This window comes from Bacillus sp. EE-W1 (assembly GCF_009760835.1).
Taxonomy (GTDB): domain Bacteria; phylum Bacillota; class Bacilli; order Bacillales; family Bacillaceae_G; genus Bacillus_A; species Bacillus_A wiedmannii.
Genome location: NZ_WIPE01000064.1, coordinates 267,982 through 288,989 on the forward strand (window position 1 = coordinate 267,982; position 21,008 = coordinate 288,989).

The window sequence follows — 21,008 nt, forward strand, 5'->3', positions numbered from 1 at the left end:
TAAAACAGATGTTAAAGGCGTTCTTAAATCATGAGCTAAGTTAACGACGAGCTGATCTTTACTACTTTCTGCAAAATCACCTCTCTCAACAGCCTCTTTTAATTTTTCACTCGCTATATTCATTTCACGCGCAATCTCGCCAAATTCATCATTTGAAGTAATATGAACTTTCTTTGTAAAATCACCGTTAGAAAGATGGTGAATACCGTTAGAAATTTCATTAAAATATTTTAAGTATGGTTTTGTTAAAAAGAAAAAGAATACAACAGATAGTGGGATAAAACACATTAAAAAGAATTTAATATCTACAATTGGTCTAAATTGAGCTAAATAATCTTCGTAACGTACCATCGTTCTATAATAAAACTGTAATGCTTTATAAATTATATATGTTCCGCCAGCTGCTAACACCATGCTTAGCGCAAACAAAGCAATCATTTTAAAACGAAAACTTCTCATCATGTTAGCCATTGAACGTATAACCTACCCCCCATACCGTTTTTATTAACTTATCCTTTCTTGTATCCTCCCCAATTTTTTTTCGTAAAGTACGAATATGTACCGCAACTGTACTTCCACCATCGAAATAATCATCCGCCCACACTTGTTGAAAAATGTGTTCCACACTGTACACTTTCTTCGGATGACTCACTAATAAATATAAAATATCAAACTCTTTTGGAGTTAATTCAATTTGTTCGCCATATACAGTTACCTTTCGTTGATCAAGATTAATAGCCACTCCGCTTATTTCTAAAACGGATTTATTCTCCTCTACTTTCGGTTGATTTAACGTAAGAAATCGACGTAATTGTGCATTTACACGTGCAACTAATTCAATTGGTGCAAAAGGCTTTGTCATATAATCATCCGCACCTAGTACAAGACCTGTCACCTTATCAAAATCAGATGTTTTCGCGCTTAGGAAAATGATTGGCATATTATGTTTCATCCGAATTTGTCTTGCTACTTCATAACCATCCATTTTCGGCATCATAATATCTAAAATAACTAAATCAATTGGTTGCGATTGAATGATAAGAACTACTTCTTCTCCATCAGTAGCTTTCACAACATGATAACCTTCTTTTTCTAAATGTATCCCAATTAATTCAGCAATTTCCACCTCATCATCCGCTATTAATATTGAAATCTGCTTCATTTTACTCTTCCTCTCATTCCTTTTTCATACGTTCAATTTTAATTTATCCCCTCTTAAAAGAGCTTTATTATGAAATCCTTACTTTTTAAAGATAATCTTGAGTACTATATTTCTTTATGCATTTATTTTTGCATGTTTATGTTTTGTTAACTTTGCAACACCCTCTACGATTTCACGTTTTATGGTAGAAAATGTAGAAAAACTAACAAAACAAAGTATATTAGGAATAATAATTATATAGTACAACAAATTTTTCAGTAGGATTTCTTCATCCCAAGCCTAGATAATGAACAGTTAGCTTAAAAAACAACTAACTCCCTTTCATTATATCGATATATTTTATACCCTTACTTGTATTTCAACATAAAAACCGTTCCACTACTAGTGAAACGGTTTTTCCTTTACTTATTTTTATGCATTCACTTCAGTTTTTTGTCCCTTTACTACACTACGTTTGAAAGCAGAGTCGCTAAAATAATAACCATACTTACTACGCCAATCCAAACGAGCACAGTAAGGGGTGTACTCCAGCTTAACCCTTTTCCAAAGAAGAATATTTCTCTAAGTCCTTCAATCATAAATCGCATTGGCAACCATGCGTACACCCAGTCTTGATAAAATGGCGACAACATTTCAGGTGCTAACGATAATAACGGTGCCCCAAAGAAAAGTAAGAGTGCGAATACACCAATTCCTTTTAGTCCAACTAGTGAAAGTACTGCGGATATCATTAAAAAGAAGCTAAAGGACGTAATTGATAAAAACAGTGCCGTATCCGTGAAATTCGAAATATTTAAACCTAACATACCATCCGCGATCCATGTGAGGCCAAATCCAATAACAAGTGCCGCGACAGCCCCTGTTATTATTTGTTTTAGTTTTAATACGAAGTTTTCTTTTCTTGTACCTACTGGCATTTTACTTATCGCAATAAAGATAATTGCTGCGCTCGCTAAACTTGCAATCCATAACGGCTGGAATAAAGACATTGGCGAGTTACCGTTCGCACTATTTTTGCCGATTTCATTCACATTTGTCACTTTCTTTGCAATAGGTGTTATTACATTTGAAACTTGGTCCGCTGTTAATATAGCTCCTTTTGCTTTCAATCCTTCTAATAATTGTGTACGAACAGTATTGTTCATATTATCAACGATCACATTTAACATTTGCCCCGCCATAGTTGAAGCTGCTGTATTCATTCCTTGATTTATGAATATTTCTACCTCTGACGAAGATGGCTGTGGTGTTCGTAATGATGCTTGTTTTGTGCTAAAGTCTTTCGGAATAACTAATGCTGCGTAATATTCTTGATTATTTAAGCCTTTTTGAACTGCTTCTTTATTTTTCACTTCTACCCACTTCACCGCAGGTTCTTCCTCTGATTTTGTTGTCTTTTTCATATTATCAACAATCGTTTGCCCCATATTCATCTTCGGTTGATTCGGAATTTCTACTCCTTGATCCTCATTTACAATTGCGATTGGCAAGTTTTTCGGCTGAGGTTGAACGGTTGGAAATAAAGTTAATAAAAAAATAAAAACAACAAGTAGTGCAATAACCGGTGATACATATAAAAGTTTATTTTTAAACATTTCTTTTCTCCTCCTTACATTTGATTTATAATAACCAACAACGTGTTGTTTATTTATATTTGAATTATATGTTCGAGTTGAACCTTATACAATAATCAAAAATCGTGAATGTGTCGGTTATAAGACACATTCTTGAAAAGTGTTGAGAAAAATTAAGGAGGAACATGCTTTGCGCGATAGTAATTTAGATTTACGTGTTATTCGTACGAAAACTGCCATACGAAACGCATTGGTCGAATTAATAGAAGAAAAAGGTTTTGACGCCATTACAGTGAAAGATATTACAACGAAAGCAAACATTAATCGCGGTACTTTCTATGCGCATTATCAAGATAAATTTGATTTAATGACGAAATGCCAAGAAGAAATTATGTATAAATTTTCTAGCATTGCCAAACAGAGATTACCTGAAGTGATTGCTGATTTTGGGTCAAATCCTTCCCCAACAATGCCGTTTATACTTATCACTTCTATTCTTGAATTTCTAAATGAAAATAGTGATTTTATGAAAGCTGTATTAAGTCCAAAAGGAGATTTATCTTTCCAAACAAAACTGAAAGACTTTATGTGGAAAACAATATTTGAAGATACGAATGGCGCTCTCATTAATAAGGAGAATTTACTTGTCCCAAGCCAATACTTAGCTTCTTATATGGCATCTGCTCATATAGGTGTTATTCAGCAATGGTTAACTACCGGGCAAAAAGAAACACCTGAGGAAATTGCTCGCATTTTATCAACAATCGCAGTTCATGGGCCTTTTTATGCAGCTGGCTTAAAAAAATAAGTCAGCTATATAATAAAAGATCATCCACTATAATAGCGGATGATCTTTTATTTCATTACAACACTTCAATATACCCTTCAGTCCCATGTACCCGAATTCGTTGCCCATCTTTTATTCGTTTCGTAGCATTCTCTACCCCGACAACTGCTGGTAATCCATATTCACGTGCAATCACTGCCCCGTGAGTCATAAGTCCGCCAACTTCGGTGACTAACCCTTTTATAGACACAAATAACGGTGTCCAGCCCGGGTCAGTAAAAGCAGTAACTAATATATCCCCCTCTTCTAAATTCGCATCTTCCATGTTTAAAATAACGCGAGCTCTTCCCTCAATCACTCCTGAAGAAACAGGCAAACCTACAATCGCGTCAGCTGGGAGGTTTTCTCGTTTATATTTACCTGTAATGATTTCTCCATCAGACGTCATAACGCGGGGAGGCGTTAGTTTTTCATATAATTTGTACTCATTTTTTTGTTTATGAATAAGCGCGTAATCTAGTTTATTCGTGCGAACAACTTCGTGCAGTTCTTCAAAGGTTAGATAGTATACATCATCGATTTCATGAATGACACCGCTCTGTACAAGTTGCTCGGCTTCTTTTAATAATGCCTGTTTATATATGAAATAACGATTAATCATGCCATACTTTGGATATTCACGATAACCGATACAATTACGGGTGTTACGAATCATTTGCTTCGTCTCTTCTACTTTTTGTGTACCATCCGGCAAGTATTGCAATCGATCTACTAACTCTTTTTCTTTTTTCAAAGCTTCTTGCAACCCTTCTTCAAACTTCCGTTTACTAGCGCCAGCTTCAAAGTCTCTTATATTATTTAAAATTATTGGGATAATGATTGTTGGCTTTTCACTCCAGCGCGTTTTCGTAATGTCGATTTCTCCGCTGCATCTCATTCCGTATTTATTTAGAAAAGTTAGAATGGCATCTCGAGTTTTTTCTCCGCCTTTAAATTGAACTAATTCATCTAAAAAGTTATCATTTTCTACATGTTGTAAATACGCAATAACTTCTGGATATGGCCGAATCACATCCGCAACATCGAGTAATGCTAGCCCCATTTCAGACGTAATATTATTTTGTACCGATTGAGAAAGTGTGTCTGCTGCATTCTTTTCGCCTAGCCATTGTTCCATTTTTTCATTGATCCATGTTGAAGCATCCATACCTGCCATAATGACAGCCATACTTTGCGGATGAAATAATATTTTCTTTAATTGCTGAATATCTTCCAAAATAAAATCAAGTACATCCACCCCTGATTTCGTTTGCATGTTTCGTTTTAACTCTTCGATTGATGCTTGATTCCTCTTTATTAAATCCGTAACGATTGCTGGATTGTTTTCGACTTGTGGTTGCGAACTTGCAGGTGGTCCACTTTTACCCACACTCTTTTCTTTTTCATCATCTCGTAACAATGTAATAAAATCATCTCGCTCGACTACAGTCGTTAATGCATCTTTAATAAGCGGTTCCGAATTCCCTATCATATTTAATAAAAGTTCTCTACTAGTAGGCGAAGCCAATCTTTGTGCAACATCAACAAACAACCTTCCTCCAGCTTGAAACCTCTGTCCAAAAGATGTTAACTGGAATAAAGACATTCCTAATGGCTTCAAGGGATCGGTCATCATTTGCTGGTGACCAACCGATACATACACATGATTTTCCCCATCATTTACTTCTGGTATTGGATATAAAGTCGTGATTGGGCGACTTTGGACAATATAAAATGTATCATCCACTAAACACCATTCAATATCTTGCGGACAACCAAAATAAGCTTCAATCTGTCTTCCAATCTGTGCTAGTTGTAAAATTTGTTGTTCAGACAATGTTTGAATTTTTTGCTGAGCCGGATCAATCTGTTTCGTCTCCGTTCCGCCCTCTTTTAAAGCATAAATGGCTAATTTTTTAGTTGCTATCATCTTGCCGGTAATTTCGTCTTCTTTTACTTTATAATTATCGGCAGAGACCAGTCCTGATACTAATGCCTCACCAAGTCCAAAACTGGCATCAATTGATACTACCTTTCGGTTAGAAGTAACCGGATCAGCAGTAAATAAAATTCCCGAAGCCTCAGGGAAAACCATTTTTTGAACGACAACACATATAGAAACTTGATTATGTTCAAAATCATTTTGCATGCGGTACATAACTGCTCGCTCTGTAAATAAAGAAGCCCAGCACTTTCTTACATGCTGCAAAATCGCTTCTTTACCGATAATATTTAAATACGTATCTTGTTGACCAGCAAATGAGGCATACGGTAAATCTTCAGCCGTAGCACTAGAACGCACGGCATACGCATGTTCATTTCCAAAACGTGAGAGATAATGAGCTACCGCTTCCACTACTTCAGAAGGGATTTTTACTGCCATAATGACTTCTCTAATCTTCTTACTCATTTCACCAATTTGGGCTCGCTCTTCCTTTTTCAACTTTGTTAGTTGCTGCAACAAAGTTTGAAGCTCCTCATTTTGCTCGATGGCCTTTTCATATCCTACCGTTGTAACACAAAATCCTTCTGGCACTTGTATCCCTTGAGCGCTTGATAACTCCCCTAAATTCAATCCTTTTCCACCAACGAGTGCAAGCTGCGTGTTTTCTATTTCCTGAAAATCGAGAACGAAAGAACTCATTTACCATCTCTCCTTACTATGCATGTGTTCTTGATTGTAGCAGTAGTAAATACGAATAAACAGTCTATTTCGAACTTGATTTACATGATATAATTAAGTTAGGAAGAGATATTCTCCCCTCTAATTCACTTCAACTACATCACCAAACTTAAACATCCTTTGATTATGAAAAGCATCGGTACAAGTAAGCGTCTTATTTAATGGATTTATATCAGCTGCTGTTATGTATTTTTTATATAAATACACATTAAAATATTAAGATGAATATTTTATTAACTCATCACCCTCCTCAAAAAAAATTGTAGAAACTATTATATAAATTCATATGTCTCCACCTTAATTCTAGGACTTAATTTTTTTGTAATCCCCCACTAATTCTTTTTTCAAATGTCCCAAAATGGATTCGAGAAATTAGGGAACTATAATGTCGTATTGAAACATATTAAGGGGGATAAAAGGTGAACAAGGAAATGAATTATGGAAGTGATTACAAGTTTATTCCAGCAACTTCAATTGAAAGTGGTCATGGCCTTGAAGTATTGCCTGATTTATTTTGTTACACGATTCAAATCGTCAACATATGTTTTGTTGGAAATCCGCATACCAATGATTTTGTTTTAGTTGATGCTGGAATGCCTAAATGTGCAAATGAAATTATCTCCGTTACTGAGAAGCGATTTGGTACAAATAGCCGCCCAAAAGCAATTATTTTAACTCATGGGCATTTTGATCATGTTGGAGGAATAATTGAACTCATTAAGTATTGGGATGTTCCAGTCTATGCCCATCAACTGGAGATACCGTTCTTGACTGGACAACAAAGCTATCCTGAACCAGATCCAACAGTTGAAGGTGGTATGGTAGCCAAAATGTCTCCCCTGTTTCCTAATGAACCGATTGATTTAGGAAATAGCGTAAAAGTACTACCTACCGATGGAACTGTTCCCCATATGCCAGAGTTTAGATGGATTCATACACCAGGGCATACTCCTGGGCATATTTCATTATTCCGAGAAAAAGACCGAACTTTAATTGCTGGGGATGCTTTTGTTACAGTGAAACAGGAATATCTATATAAAGTATTTACTCAGGAACAGGAAATAAGCGGCCCCCCTCGTTATTTAACAACAGACTGGAAAGCCGCTAAAGAATCAGTCATTAAATTAGAAGAAGTAAAGCCTCTGGTTGCTATTACTGGACATGGGATACCAATGTCCGGTGAATTGCTAACAACAAGCCTCAAAACACTCGTTCAAGAATTTGATAAAATCGCTGTACCCAATTATGGACAATATGTAGACAAAAAGATACATTAAACATAAAAATACTTTTTCTTCTTATATTTAAGAAACAAAATCAAAACAGAAAAAATTATTAAGTTTAATATAAAAACACTGTACTTAGGCAACATCTCTATTATAAGAATGGAACTACACCTTGTGAATAAAACTTGATACTCCGCAAATACTATACGTAGTATAAGCCTGCTTCTTACCCAGGTTGTACTTCTTACCATTAAAGGGTGATTAAACGGGTTACGCTATATAGCATAACCCGTTTTTTATGAAATATTTTATTCCATATACGTTTAAACAATGGAGGAAAATGATGAAACATATTGTTGCTTTATTAATTAAATACACAGCGATAACTGCAGTATTACTAATGGTACTCGGTATCTTTCAAGGCATTTCGATTCCTAGAGTATTACTCATTTCTCTTTTCCTAACAGGAGCTATTTAATCGGCGATCTCTTCATTTTACCTAAATACGGAAATATGATTGCTACAATGGCAGATTTCGGCTTAACCTTCTTCGGAATTTGGCTTTTAACATCCTTATTTACGAATTTAGATGCTACTCGTAATATTGGACTTTCTTCATTTATAACCACATTAATTATTGGCGGAATAGAGGTTTTCTTCCACATTTATATGAAGAGGTTAGTACTGCGTAACGACGATGAATTAAGAAATCACACTCATATTCATCATGATAAATATGCTATGGAAATGTCAGATGAATATATAGATCCTTCCACAATAAATAAATCCAAAGTTAAGGATACATCTAAAAAATAAAAAAGTGGCCAACGCCACTTTTTTATTTTTGTTTATTAAGCTTGATCTGAATTTCTTACATGTAACGGAGGTGGAACTACCCACCCTTTTTTCTTACTTAGACGCAGCAAAGTTACACCTGCTTGCGCTTTTTTCATATGAAATTGTCCGAATAGCATCCCTACATCTTCTCGAAGACATTTTCCCATCACTTGACTACATGTCACAAGTCCAGCTGCTAATCCTGTAGCAACAGCTGCTGCTATTTCAGCATCATTAATACGCGCTCCTGGAGGAATATCTTCGATAGATGCAACTGGTCGTTCTGGAGGAGCAGGAGGTAAAGCTACGCCATTAACCTTTAAAAGAGTTTTTAACTCTTCTATTTCCGAGTTTATATCATTTTCAATTAAGCTTTCTAAAAACTTCTTCAAATCTTCGTCACCTGTGTGATTCATAAATACTTGATGGCTTGCAATTGCACCTTGTGCAGCGAGAAGATAACTCCAAATATCAAATACTTCTCCGTAATGTAACGGTTCATTTTGAGGATTTCCACTTAATATACCCATTTTTAAATTCCTCGCTTTCGAAAATATCATAATAAATATTGATTTCAATATTGAAATCAAATTTTCAAGTATGCTTTTTCCTGCAAAAGATTTTCTACTATGCATGGAAAACACCTTTCCAACACCGCGTGTTTATTGTTTAGGAAAGTAGTTTACAAATAAAATACTCAAAGATTATGAAAGAAGATTATCAATAATCTTTGAGTGAGGATCCATTTACTATAAGGGTTTTTATTTTTATACATATACAAAAGAAATTGATTTACATATCTGCTACATTGTATTTCAATTTACTTAGCGGTTAGCTCTACCACCAAGTTGTTGTTCAGCCATTGCTACTAAACGTTTTGTAATTTCACCACCAACAGATCCGTTTGAACGAGCTGTTGTATCTGCACCAAGTTGTACACCAAACTCTTGTGCAATTTCATATTTCATTTGATCAAGAGCCTGTTCAGCACCTCGAACTAACAATTCATTACGACTTCCACTATTATTGTTCGTCATATCGTTTCACCTCCGATTTTTTTAATATGCTACAAATTATGAAATAATAATTATCCTTTTTGTGGGAATTAGATTATGAATAAATATTGAGTTTCTTCTTAAAATAGGGAAAAAGATATAAGAAAGAAGAGTTGCTATAACGTACTTTCATAACAAAACTATGTATAGATTTCTCTTTACTAAAGATTTCTGTTTTGCCAAGAGATACATATAAATTATGAAAAATGATTCCTAAGGAGATATGTGATGAAAGCTGTAACCTATCAAGGACCAAACCAAGTACAAGTTAAACAAGTTGATGATGCAAAGTTAGAGAAAAAAGATGATATTATTGTAAAAATTACTTCAACCGCTATCTGCGGTTCTGATTTACATTTATATCAAGGTAACATGCCGTTACCTGAAGGGTACATTATTGGCCATGAGCCAATGGGAATTGTTGAAGAAGTTGGTCCAGATGTTACGAAAGTAAAAAAAGGCGATCGTGTTGTTATCCCCTTTAACGTTGCTTGTGGACATTGTTTTTATTGCCAACATGAAATGGAAAGCCAATGTGATAACTCCAATCCTCATTATGATTCTGGTGGATACTTTGGTTATACAGAGAAATTTGGTAACCATCCAGGCGGACAAGCAGAATATTTAAAAGTTCCTTTTGGAAATTTCACTCCATTTGTTATACCAGAATCATGCGAGCTTGAAGATGAATCTCTACTGTTTTTATCCGATGTTTTGCCAACAGCCTATTGGAGTGTAATAAACGCAGGTGTTAAGCCAGGTGATACTGTTATCGTCCTAGGTTGTGGCCCTATTGGATTAATGACACAAAAATTCGCTTGGATGCAAGGAGCTAAGCGCGTAATCGCAGTCGATTACTTAGATTATCGGATACATTATGCAAAAAAGATTAACAATGTTGAGGTATTTGAGTTTACAAAATTTCCTGATATGGGAGAACATTTAAAGGAAATCACACATGGCGGTGCCGATGTAGTCATTGATTGCGTGGGCATGGATGGCAAGAAATCGCCACTAGAATTCCTGGAACAAAAATTGAAATTACAAGGTGGAACTCTCGGGCCTATTCAAATTGCTACGAAAGCCGTAAGAAAATACGGAACAGTTCAAATGACGGGTGTTTATGGCGGCAATTATAATGCTTTTCCACTCGGGGCATTTTGGGTTAGAAATATTAATCTTAAAATGGGACAAGCACCTGTTATTCATTTTATGCCGGAACTGTTTGAAAAAATAATAAACAAAGAATTCGATCCAAAAGAGATTATTACACACAAAATCCCCCTTGAAGAAGCGAGCTACGGTTATCAAATTTTCAATAATCGTGAAGATGATTGTATAAAAGTCATTTTAAAACCTTGAAGATACAATTTATTATTCTTCATGAAAAGATAAGATTACATGCTAAGTAGCTATTCCCCCACTCTCATCTCATATCGAAAATAGTTATTTCAAAAAGACTTTGCATTTTACGGTAACGATTTATCGGTAAAAAAATGAATTAAAGTATTAAGTAACCAATTAGCGGACACGATAAAAATGTTAACCAACTTAAAAAGAGGTGTCCTTCATGTTTTATTATAAAGAGGAAATAATTAATATGATTAAGCCAGATAAACCAGACCCAGCTGCTGCAAAAGTTTTACAAGAAATATTAGGTGGGCATTATGGTGAAATGCGTACAATGATGCAATATTTCTTCCAAAGCTCAAATTTTAGAGGTAAAGAGAAGCAATATCGTGATTTACTTCGAGGTGTTTTTTTAGAGGAAATAAGCCATGTAGAACTTGTACAACATACAATTAATCAGCTATTAACTGGATCTGGTGAGCCTACGCCAGGAAATGCTGGTATTGACAAAGCACCGCTTGATGAAGCGGTTAAACATGCAAACCCTCACCATTTTATTGTAGGTGCTCAAAGTTCATTGCCTGTTGATGCAGCTGGCAATCCTTGGAATGGATCTTGGGTATATAGTCATGGAAACTTAATTAGCGATTTACTAGATAATGTAGTACTTGAATCTACAGGTGTACTTCAAAAAACTAGAATTTATGAAATGAGTTCTAATCAAACATTTAGAGAAACTCTTGCATTTTTAATTGTACGTGATAATGCACATCAAAATGCTTTTGCAAAAGCTTTAGAGACATTAGGGGTTGAATGGGGAAAACTCTTCCCTGTGCCGAACTATGATATCAATAAATATCCAGAGTGTAGAAAGTATGTAGACATGGGATTCCATAATGCACAATTTAATTTCAGCTTAGATCCAACAAGAATGGGAGAAATATTCCAAGGTGAATCTCCAAGTAGAAACAAAGGAACATTAACAGTAACTGACCCACCAAAAGGTTTTCCTGTACCAGAACTTCCTGAAATGCCAAATGAGCATAGTCCCGGATTAAAAGATATGGATCTTTAAGATCATTATGGCCAACTATTTATTCATGGTTGGCCATAAACCTTTCTATGGATTCCAGTCACACTTTACTCCACTTCCATTACATCACCAAACTTAAACATTCTTTGATTATGAAAAGCATCGGTACAAGTAATCGTCTTATTTAATGGATTTATATCAGCTACTGTTATGTAATTTTTATATAGATAGCCATCTTTATAATATGTAAGTAAAACCTCTTCTTCACCTAAATATGAAATTAACAGCTTATTTTCAATCCTTTCTTTTGCATCTTGCGTTAAAATTGGACGCGGGATTTTTGTTTGCTCCTGTATCATGTCTTTAATACAGATGAACTGCTCTGGCATACTAGCAAACGGTTGCCATTTTACCATGCCTCTTCCTTTTGGCATATTAGCATTCTTCACGATTTGTGCCCTCCTGATAATGTGTTTCTGTATCTTGCTGTTGCGACGCTTGTGTAGGAAATTCCACGTAATATACTGTTCTTACCAAATCGTGTTCGAATTTCGTCCATAACTTTCGTTAATCTCATTTCTTTTTCTCTTTGAATAATGTTATCGAAAAGCGAAATTTGCTCTTCTCCTTCATGTATTAAATTTGTTAAAGAAAGACTTATCGATCGAATCGGCTCTCCTGTATGCCGCTCGTATAAAAAATATGTACAAACGTTGTAAATGTCCATCGTTAGATTTGTTGCTCTATTTAACGTATGTGCTTTTTTTATTCCTCCCCCGTATTCCCTACTATATCCGACTGAAAAATGAATCGTTTGCGCGTATTTCTTTTCGCTTCTCAATCTGTAACAAACTTCTTCTGCATGCTCTAATAAAATAACGGTGAACTCTTCTATTGAATAATCACGAAATAATATTTGGCTTTTCGCTATAGATGTTGTCGCTGGAACATATTTCTCTGCTATTCTGCTGAAATCAATCCCGTTACTATGCAAGTGTAATTCTTCCCCTATTAAACCAAACGATTGTTTTAAATACTTCAACGGGTACTGCGCTAATTCCCCAATCGTATGTATACCTTTTCGATTTAATTTCATTTCCGTTTTATACGATATACCCCAAAATTTACTGAGTGGTCTAATACTCCATAACTTCTCGGGTATATCGTCATACGTCCACTGCGCTATTCCATCGTTATTCTTTTTCGCTTCCACATCCAGTGCTACTTTACTCAATAATAAATTGGGTCCAATACCAATCGTACTTTCAATCCGTGTACGTTCATATATTTCTCGCTTAAACTTTAATGCGAACTCGCACGGATTACTCGCAAACAAATGAATACTTGCGGTCATGTCCATAAAAAATTCATCGATACTATATTGATGGAAATCTTCCGGCGCAACATACTGTAAAGCTAAACCGGTTATGTAAGTTGAACACTTCATATATGTATGCATAATCGGATTCACAATAATAATATCTGGCCGCTTCGGTATTTCGTACAACCGTGCCATTTTCTTAATTCCTAACGCTTTTAATGGCGGTGTTGCCGCTAATACGATTGATCCACTACGATTTACATCTCCTACGACAGCCAATTTTGTATATCGTGGATCAAGTCCTTTTTTAATGCAGGATACGCTTGCATAAAAGCTACGAAGATCTACACATAAAATAATACGATTCGGTAAAAGAGAATACTCATACAAGGTTATCACTCCTAACAAAAAGAACGCTTGTTCTTATTATATACGAACTCACGTTCTTTTAAAAGGTATTTCCATGAAAATTTTGGTTAAAATAACCGTTCTTTAAAAAACACCCAAGGAATTCCCCTCAATATTCAAATGCCAATATTATTTTCACCATTTGGCATTACACTGTATTTAGCTATAAAAAATTTCCCTAAATGTATTCTTGGTAACATGTGTATATAAAAAATAAGCTTTTTATCTATACACTATCAATCATGGAGAGAAAAGCTAGAATTTTAAGTAACTCATGAGCATAAAAACTACTAAAACAAACCAATTAAATCTGTATTATCAAAACATAATTTATATAAATTCCTTTGTTTCTTATATGTGTGAAGATGATAAAATACTATTTCCAAAACAAAAAAAGCAAAGATTTTTAATTTACTTCAGCTTCCTTGTCTCTCATACATATATTCTTCTAATTTTGATTTTTTCTTGTATATTTTTTCAGCAAAACCTCCTACATAGCGCATGTACCAAGATTCATCCGCATAACTAGTTACATTCTCCTTTTTTCTATTTTTAATAGCTTCATAATAAAAGCTGTTAAACGGCAAAAGTGCGAAGTCTTAAATTAGACGTCGCACCTTATACAAATTTACAATTAGTGACAATATCCATACAAATACAATAGTATATACATAATAATCACTCATTATATCTGTTGCTCTTTTAATCGGCCAATGTATAAAACAATCCTTTTACTTAGCCATCTCTCATGATTGGTTTGATTGTTTCTAGATACTTAATCCCCTCTATACTCATTTCAATCGGTAATCTATTCCGATTGAAATTACAAATGACAAAATTTATCCGTTTTTCCTTTTTGCCTACTTGCTAAATTCAGCAAGTAAAATGTTTTTAAAAAATTCCGGATTATTAATGTTTAAACTATTCGAATTGATAGCAAATGTACGTTTGCCTCCTAGTGTTCCACCAGCAAAAGTGGAAAACCCTGGAACGGCACCCCTGTGTCCCCATACCGAAACACCGTTCGGAAGCTTAATTTCAAGGATTCCAAGGCCATATCTAGTTCCCTCTCTTTCTGTAGGAACTGTAGTAAGCATTTGTTTTAGTTGCTGTTCCTTCAGTAATTTGCCACTGAGTAAGTAAGAGAAGAATTTGTTTAAGTCGTCAGCAGTAGAAATCATATCTCCATCCGAGCTACCTGGGTTAATATAAGTAACGTCTTTTAGCTCACTTGCTCCGTCTAGTTGGAAATAGCCACGGGCATGCTTGGTGCCTGGAATCACGCTTGAATTGCCAGGTAGGAATGTATTTGACAAATCAAGCGGTTCAATAATCCGATTTTCTACCTCTTCTGCATAGCTGTTTCCTGTTACTTTTTCAATAAGGATCCCCAGTATTACGTATCCTGTGTTTGAATAAGACCACCCCTTCCCTGGAGCAAAGTCTGGTGGAAGAGAAATCCCCATCTTTACAAATTCTTCAGCCGTATACGATTTTTTTATATCCGTAATATCAAAATCTTTTGAATTTATATAGTCAGCAATACCACTTGTATGATTCAATAGTTGCCGGATCGTAATCTGGTTACCATCATATCCGTTTCCTTGAATGACACCAGGCAACCATTTTTCAATAGGGTCGTCTAAATTTAAACGGTTCTCTCCAGATAATTGAAGTAGAACTGTTGCAATGAACGTTTTCGTCACACTGCCAATACGAAAGCGAAAATCTGCTTTCATTGGTTTCTTAGTTCTCAGATCCGCTACCCCAGCAGTATAACTCCAAGTTTTACCCCCCTTAGAAATTTGAGCGAGTATTCCCGGGTATCCAAGTTGCAGTGTATCCCGCATTGCTTTCTTAACGGAAGTACAATCGCTTTGAGCACTTGTTTGTAACGAACTAGATACATTTTGCGTGGGTTCTGCTTTTACAATTGAGGCTGGTGGTATGTATAACAGAGAACTTCCAGCTATTAAAAGTGCTAGACTTGCACATGTAATTTTACTGCGTGTTTTCATAAAGCATTCCTCTCTTCTATTAAAATTGTATAGATAGTTGATAGCTGTGTCATATACGAACCACACAGCTCTCCATTCTCCCAATGATGAAAAAGCAACAATGCATTTGCAATCATTGTACTCATTATTTTCACAAAACACTCTTGTTACTGATTGTTTTATATGTAGGCCGTACTTATCCCCCCTTCACGCCTCCTTATATTTGTATCCTACACAATGAAAATCTCTTTTTCCTTACCTATCCCTTACAAATTCCTTACATTCAAAATCGTTTCTATAATGACAGGATTGAAGTAGCATCTGTGCCCGAAAGCGCAAAAAACACCGATTTTTGTCGCTCCGGTGTTTTTTTACACTTTAAATATTGAAGGTTCATTTTACTCTTAACAGGTTACATTGCTGATTTTTTTCTAATGTGATTATTTTTCTTGCTATATAACAAAATTTCATAGTGCTATATGAACCACTTATCACGTTGTCATTAAGACATATGATTCTACTTTTATTGATGCACTTGAGATGGACTCACTTTTTGAATTTGAACAAGTATATCAAACGCTTTACCTAATGATATATCAACAGTTTTTGGTATATCAGGCCCTTCGGTAGTTATTCCAGCGAAAATTGGATGTTGTTCGTTTAACCAAGTTTTTGTCACTCCGTTCACCTTACGTAAATCAATAAAAAATTGATTTTTTTTAACTTGCCCAAATATGTAGTTATAACTGTTTGGATTATCTGATTTTAATGTTCCATATGGGCCAAATTCACCGTCACTATTATAAACATTATATTGTCCTTCATAAACTGATGTTCCAATAGATATATATCGTTTCCCATAGTATTCTGCTAAATGCTGCCCAGCTACTTTAGGGTATATAAAAGGAATCATATTTGTTTTCGAAACGTGCCCATTATGTCCCCAAACAATGGTTTTTCCTAAATGTTCTTCAGTCCACTTTGCATTTTCATACATTGCGATATCATGTTTCAAATAAAAGTCCGATGGTTGATCAGGAGGTGACGCTAACATTGTAGTAAACTGTTCAATAATACGGGCATTTTGTTTTATCCATGCGAACTCTTTGGATTTTCCATTTAGATAACTTTTATTTTGTTCTAATAAAGCACTGATTTGTTTAGCATCTGAAATATACTTTTCTTTTTCTTCTTTCGAAAGGCTCTCAAAAGTATTCATATCCTTTGTTACAGGAATAAGACCTTTTATCTTCGCTTCTATTCTAGGCACAAGATCTGAATTGTTTCTCTTTATACATTCTATTATATTATTATAAACATTCTCATTTACTGATTGAATATCCATCCCGATGACGCGCACTTTAGATTTATGTTTTGGATTAGTATTATATTGCCGAATCCAATCAAGTAAATCCAACATTTCTTTCGTTTTAAATGTAGGTGATAGATGTTGGATTGGGTTTCCCTTACCAGTAAGAACATATCGATCAAGTTCCAAAGCTCTGTCCCATCCCTCTTCTAAAACTAAGTTGGTAAAGCCCTTTTCAGATACTAAGTAATTAACAATACGGTTTTTCATCGTAAAAACTTCATGAGCCCCATGCGTAGCTTCACCTAAACCTACAATTGAAGCTGAACCTACCATATTCTTAAGTGGTTTCAAATCATTAAGAGATGCAGTTGGATTAGTTGTTTTTAAAGGCTTTGCATGTGCTTCTAACCATTTCGCTATTTGATTTGTATTGTAGGGAGCTGTAACAGAAACTTCTATTTTCGAATCTGCATAAGTACTTCCTACAAAATTAGTCAGTATTATAGCAGAAGCACTAAGTGCAATAATTATTTTCTTTTTCATAAAAACCTCCTGAAATACTAATTTATTAATTTTTGCCATACTATAAGGACTACAGTTTAATACCATTACCTCTCTTATTACTGTTAAGATACATTTATTCTAATTCCTCAAACTCACTTATTTCTTAATAGGTTCTTAAGAAACCCTTAATTCACTCATACGAATATAAAACTACATGAGCTTCAATCCATTATAGTGTAGTTAATATTGGGCTAATATGAAGTTCCAAATTTTAATTATTTGTAGTCTCTTCATCATAGAGTTAACTTAGGGGTTATTTTTTGTCTACTCCATTGTTTTCTGCACTCTGCATCTAGACGGTATACCCATTGGCCACAGTAAGACTTTATTTCAAGCCCATAAAAAATAGATTACCTGCACACGAAAAAGTTAGCGTACAGGTAATCTATTTGTTTTTGAGACTAATAAAAATCTAATTTATTTTTTGAATTCTTCCATCAATAACAGATTGAATTGGTTCTTTTGATTTTTTTATATAATCTACTAATGCTTCAAAATCAGTTGGTCCTGTTTCAGCATCTTTACCGTTTTTAAAGGATACAAATCCATCTCCACCTGAAGCTAGAAATGCGTTCGCAACGACGCTGTAAGTTTGAGAAGGAATAATTTCTTCTCCATTTGTTAGGCGAATACTTGTTACTTTTTCTCCATTAGGCTTGTTCGCATCCCAAGTGTATTGGATCCCTGAAATTTGAAGCATTCTTGTTATGTCTTTTTGCCATTGTTGATTTAAAATATCACGAATGTCTTGGCCTGTTAAATTTACTTTTATTAATTGATTTCCGAATGGTTGAATACCATATATCTCTCCCCATGTAATATCACCAGCATCTAAGTCATTACGAATACCACCAGGATTCATAAGTGCAATTTGGGATTGCATTGTTGTACGCTGGGCATCAGCAACTAAATTTCCGAGAGTAGATTCACCAGCCGTATTGAGTTTGCGATCTAGTGGAGCAATAGACTTACCTACAACTTCATTAACAAGAGGTGCGATTTTTGCTTGATATTTCTCCATCTTCTTCTTTATTTTTTTATCAGGCTCCATGCCTTCATGGTAAGTTGTAACAATTTCTGCTTTTTTCTCAACAATATCTTGTGTCTTACGATCAATCTTTACATCAACATCAGCAAAAGCCATACCATAAGAATTTGCTTGTACGACAAGTTTATTATTAACAGTTCCATTTACATAAGTGTGGCTATGCCCACCAAAAATAACATCGACTTCTGGATCAGTCTCATTTGCTAATCGGACAATATCACCATTTGTTACGCCGTTCCCATCTGTTGTACCTCCGTTATGCGCAAGAACAACGATAGATTTAACGCCTAGTTTTTTTAATTGCTTTACGGATTTGTTAATAGCTTCAACTTCATCTGTAATTTCTACATTCTTTAGCATAGTAGGCATAACAAGGTTAGGAACATCCGTTGTTACGACTCCGATAAATCCAACAGGAACTCCTTGTACCTTTTTTATAGTGAATGGTGGTAAAAATAAACGACCAGTGGATTTATTATAGAAATTTGCGGCAACATATGGGAATTTTGCTCCTTTAAAATTCCCTGTTTTCTCATGGTATCCACCATAAATAAGGCGGTTCATTTCCGCAACACCTTCATCAAATTCATGATTTCCTATAGTCCCAACATCGAATTTCAAATCATTTAGAAATTCAATCGTAGGTTCGTCTTGTAATAATGCTGAAACAGGAGTACTTGCTCCAACAACATCGCCCGCATGTACCTTTAATGTATTCGGATTTTGTTTTTCACGATCACGTAAATAAGCCCCTAAGTACTCAATTCCCCCTGCATCTTTATTGTTAATTTTTTTTACAGTGTCTACCTGCCCATGAAAATCGTTAATACCGAGCATTTGTACATCTATGTAGCGGTTTGGTTCTGTACTTGCTTGTGCTGAAGGCGCAGCAAATACACTAGTAAAAGTAACTGTACTTAACGCTAAAGCAACTGGAATGATTTTTTTCAACATAAAATTTCTCTCCCCTAATTAAAATCTGACATAATACGATGTTATTTTAATATATTAAGAGAATTATTTCTATAAAAATTCAACTAATTATAAAAATTAATAAGATTTTATTGTTTTCTGACAAAACATTTCTTTGTTTTGAGGATTATTCAAAATATTATCTTGATAGTAATATAGCAATCCATCTAAGAGGTCTAAAAAAACTCTAACCAATACATTTTAGCTGTTAAGAAGATTATTCAATTCGAAATTAATGAGTATTTTTCAAGATAATATCTCAATATCAATATTTAAAAATGAATAGAAATTCCATAATGGAAGATTACCGTGGTGCACTACTCCTAATTTAAAAAGATGCTCCTGGATTTATCCAAGAGCATCTTTTATAAAGCTTTATTTTTACTTGTTTATAATTTATCAATTAACAATTATATAGTTGTAATCAGCCCTTTAAAAATGATAGGAGTGCTTCATTAAATTCTTTGGCATGCGTTGCATTTAGCCCATGTGGACCACCCTTTATTAACGCTACTTTAGAATTAGGAATTGCTTCATGTGTTAACTTCCCACTATATTCAAATGGTACAGTTGCATCTGAATCACCATGAATAACAAGGGTAGGTATATTAAACTGCTCCAAGTCTTTTCTAAAATCTGTCTTACTAAAGGCGGTAATACAATCAAGCGTTCCTTTAGGTGATGCACTGGCTGCAATATCCCAATTATATAAACGGAATGGCTCACTAACTAAATCTGTTCGATTACCAGCCGCGAAAAATCCCTTAGTAAATTCATCAAGAAATGCAAGACGGTCATTTATCACACCACTTTTGAATGCTTCAATTGTAGCATCATCTAATGCCCCCTCAGGATGATCCTCTGATTTGTATAAATATGGAGGAACTGCTCCAGCAAAAACAGCCTTTTCAATACGATCTGTTCCATACGTACTAATGTACCGAGCTACCTCGCCTCCACCCATAGAAAAACCAACAAGTGTGACATTTTGAAGCTCTAAATGTTCTAATAGTTGATGTAAATCAGAAGTAAAGGTATCATACTCATACCCTTCCCACGGCTGAGATGATTTTCCAAAGCCTCGACGATCATATGTTATAACTCTGTATCCAGCCTCAACAAGAACGGGAACTTGGTATTCCCAAGATCGACCACTTAACGGCCAACCATGAATTAGTACAACTGGTTTTCCTATGCCATGATCCTCATAATATATCTCAATTGGTGCTTGATTTTCGGTTCCTACAGTAATCTTTGCCATTCTTCTACCTCCAAAAAATATTTTAATATATATCTTTTTCTTCAATAATCCGGATGAATATCATAACCTATTTATGCACATTTGTATGGTGAACGCTAAGCATGAAACTCTATCGTTCCAATGATTTCATTTTCTATTTATGGAACAAGTCCCCATCTCATACCTTTTTCATCACGAAGTATTTGCTGAACATTCCTCCTATTCAATTCTAATAACAAAAATAGGTAACTATCAATATCGTTCTATCTATAGAATGTATAGGTAAAACCAATCAATTTTATGGTGAAAATAACTATAGTTACCATCTATCCGAATTATAGATAATTTAGAATTGATTAATGAATCGGTTTTCAAATACTATAAATTTGTATAGCGCTTC

Annotated in this window: 15 protein-coding genes and 3 pseudogenes; 5 read left to right on the forward strand and 13 right to left on the reverse strand. The window is 34.8% G+C overall.

Annotation, left to right across the window (positions count from 1 at the left end):
* From GFJ36_RS29675 to GFJ36_RS16165, 3 genes and pseudogenes are all read right to left on the reverse strand, one after another.
* A partial coding sequence (locus tag GFJ36_RS29675) for a HAMP domain-containing protein (protein WP_242015999.1) occupies nucleotides 1-471 on the reverse strand: 471 nt, incomplete at its 3' end.
* Nucleotides 464-1,162, reverse strand: a complete 699-nt coding sequence (locus tag GFJ36_RS16160) for a response regulator transcription factor (protein WP_087984543.1) — start codon at nucleotides 1,160-1,162, stop codon at nucleotides 464-466. The genes GFJ36_RS16160 and GFJ36_RS29675, both read right to left, overlap by 8 nt.
* Before the next feature lie 411 nt (nucleotides 1,163-1,573).
* Nucleotides 1,574-2,757 (reverse strand): annotated as a pseudogene (locus GFJ36_RS16165) (YhgE/Pip domain-containing protein).
* A gap of 169 nt (nucleotides 2,758-2,926) precedes the next feature.
* Here GFJ36_RS16165 and GFJ36_RS16170 point away from each other — a divergent pair.
* Entirely contained in the window at nucleotides 2,927-3,544 is a 618-nt protein-coding gene (locus GFJ36_RS16170) for a TetR/AcrR family transcriptional regulator (protein WP_141542739.1), read from the forward strand.
* A gap of 55 nt (nucleotides 3,545-3,599) precedes the next feature.
* Here GFJ36_RS16170 and ppsA read toward each other — a convergent pair whose 3' ends face one another.
* Both ppsA and GFJ36_RS30245 read right to left on the reverse strand, forming a co-directional pair.
* Nucleotides 3,600-6,206: a phosphoenolpyruvate synthase gene (gene ppsA, locus GFJ36_RS16175; protein WP_157349678.1), complete on the reverse strand. Its 2,607-nt coding sequence runs from the start codon at nucleotides 6,204-6,206 to the stop codon at nucleotides 3,600-3,602.
* 120 nt (nucleotides 6,207-6,326) lie between these two features.
* A pseudogene (locus GFJ36_RS30245) lies at nucleotides 6,327-6,461 on the reverse strand (YolD-like family protein); the annotation flags it as partial.
* Between the two features lie 203 nt (nucleotides 6,462-6,664).
* On the opposite strand from GFJ36_RS30245, the gene GFJ36_RS16180 reads away from it, so the two are divergent.
* A complete protein-coding gene (locus GFJ36_RS16180; protein ID WP_097890328.1) occupies nucleotides 6,665-7,522 on the forward strand; it encodes an MBL fold metallo-hydrolase in 858 nt (285 codons plus the stop codon).
* 292 nt (nucleotides 7,523-7,814) lie between these two features.
* Nucleotides 7,815-8,287, forward strand: a pseudogene (locus tag GFJ36_RS16185) (YndM family protein).
* A gap of 35 nt (nucleotides 8,288-8,322) precedes the next feature.
* Here GFJ36_RS16185 and GFJ36_RS16190 read toward each other — a convergent pair.
* Complete coding sequence (locus GFJ36_RS16190; protein ID WP_087984668.1) at nucleotides 8,323-8,838, reverse strand: DUF3231 family protein; 516 nt, start codon at nucleotides 8,836-8,838, stop codon at nucleotides 8,323-8,325.
* A gap of 294 nt (nucleotides 8,839-9,132) precedes the next feature.
* A complete protein-coding gene (sasP, locus tag GFJ36_RS16195) occupies nucleotides 9,133-9,345 on the reverse strand; it encodes a small acid-soluble spore protein, SasP family (protein WP_046959866.1) in 213 nt (70 codons plus the stop codon).
* A 246-nt stretch (nucleotides 9,346-9,591) separates the two neighbouring features.
* Here sasP and GFJ36_RS16200 point away from each other — a divergent pair, with 246 nt between their 5' ends.
* Together GFJ36_RS16200 and GFJ36_RS16205 are read left to right on the forward strand one after the other, a co-directional pair.
* Nucleotides 9,592-10,725, forward strand: coding sequence for a zinc-dependent alcohol dehydrogenase (locus GFJ36_RS16200; RefSeq protein WP_097890330.1), 1,134 nt, complete (start codon nucleotides 9,592-9,594; stop codon nucleotides 10,723-10,725).
* A gap of 208 nt (nucleotides 10,726-10,933) precedes the next feature.
* Entirely contained in the window at nucleotides 10,934-11,788 is an 855-nt protein-coding gene (locus tag GFJ36_RS16205) for a manganese catalase family protein (RefSeq protein ID WP_060487291.1), read from the forward strand.
* Nucleotides 11,789-11,853: 65 nt separating this feature from the next.
* On the opposite strand, the gene GFJ36_RS16210 is transcribed toward GFJ36_RS16205, so the two are convergent.
* The 6 genes from GFJ36_RS16210 to GFJ36_RS16235 all read right to left on the reverse strand — a co-directional run bounded on the left by GFJ36_RS16210 (nucleotide 11,854) and on the right by GFJ36_RS16235 (nucleotide 20,629).
* Nucleotides 11,854-12,195: a YolD-like family protein gene (locus tag GFJ36_RS16210; protein WP_060487292.1), complete on the reverse strand. Its 342-nt coding sequence runs from the start codon at nucleotides 12,193-12,195 to the stop codon at nucleotides 11,854-11,856.
* Entirely contained in the window at nucleotides 12,192-13,457 is a 1,266-nt protein-coding gene (locus GFJ36_RS16215; protein ID WP_097890332.1) for a Y-family DNA polymerase, read from the reverse strand. Before GFJ36_RS16215 ends, GFJ36_RS16210 begins: the two co-directional genes overlap by 4 nt.
* 878 nt (nucleotides 13,458-14,335) lie before the next feature.
* On the reverse strand, nucleotides 14,336-15,493 hold the full coding sequence (locus GFJ36_RS16220; protein WP_157349679.1) for a serine hydrolase domain-containing protein: 1,158 nt from the start codon (nucleotides 15,491-15,493) through the stop codon (nucleotides 14,336-14,338).
* A gap of 502 nt (nucleotides 15,494-15,995) precedes the next feature.
* Nucleotides 15,996-17,327: an erythromycin esterase family protein gene (locus tag GFJ36_RS16225; protein WP_157349680.1), complete on the reverse strand. Its 1,332-nt coding sequence runs from the start codon at nucleotides 17,325-17,327 to the stop codon at nucleotides 15,996-15,998.
* A gap of 433 nt (nucleotides 17,328-17,760) precedes the next feature.
* A complete protein-coding gene (locus GFJ36_RS16230) occupies nucleotides 17,761-19,350 on the reverse strand; it encodes a bifunctional metallophosphatase/5'-nucleotidase (RefSeq protein WP_097890338.1) in 1,590 nt (529 codons plus the stop codon).
* Nucleotides 19,351-19,792: 442 nt separating this feature from the next.
* Nucleotides 19,793-20,629 (reverse strand): bromoperoxidase, encoded by an 837-nt coding sequence (locus tag GFJ36_RS16235; protein ID WP_097890340.1) that lies wholly within the window; start codon nucleotides 20,627-20,629, stop codon nucleotides 19,793-19,795.
* Between the last annotated feature and the right edge of the window lie 379 nt (nucleotides 20,630-21,008).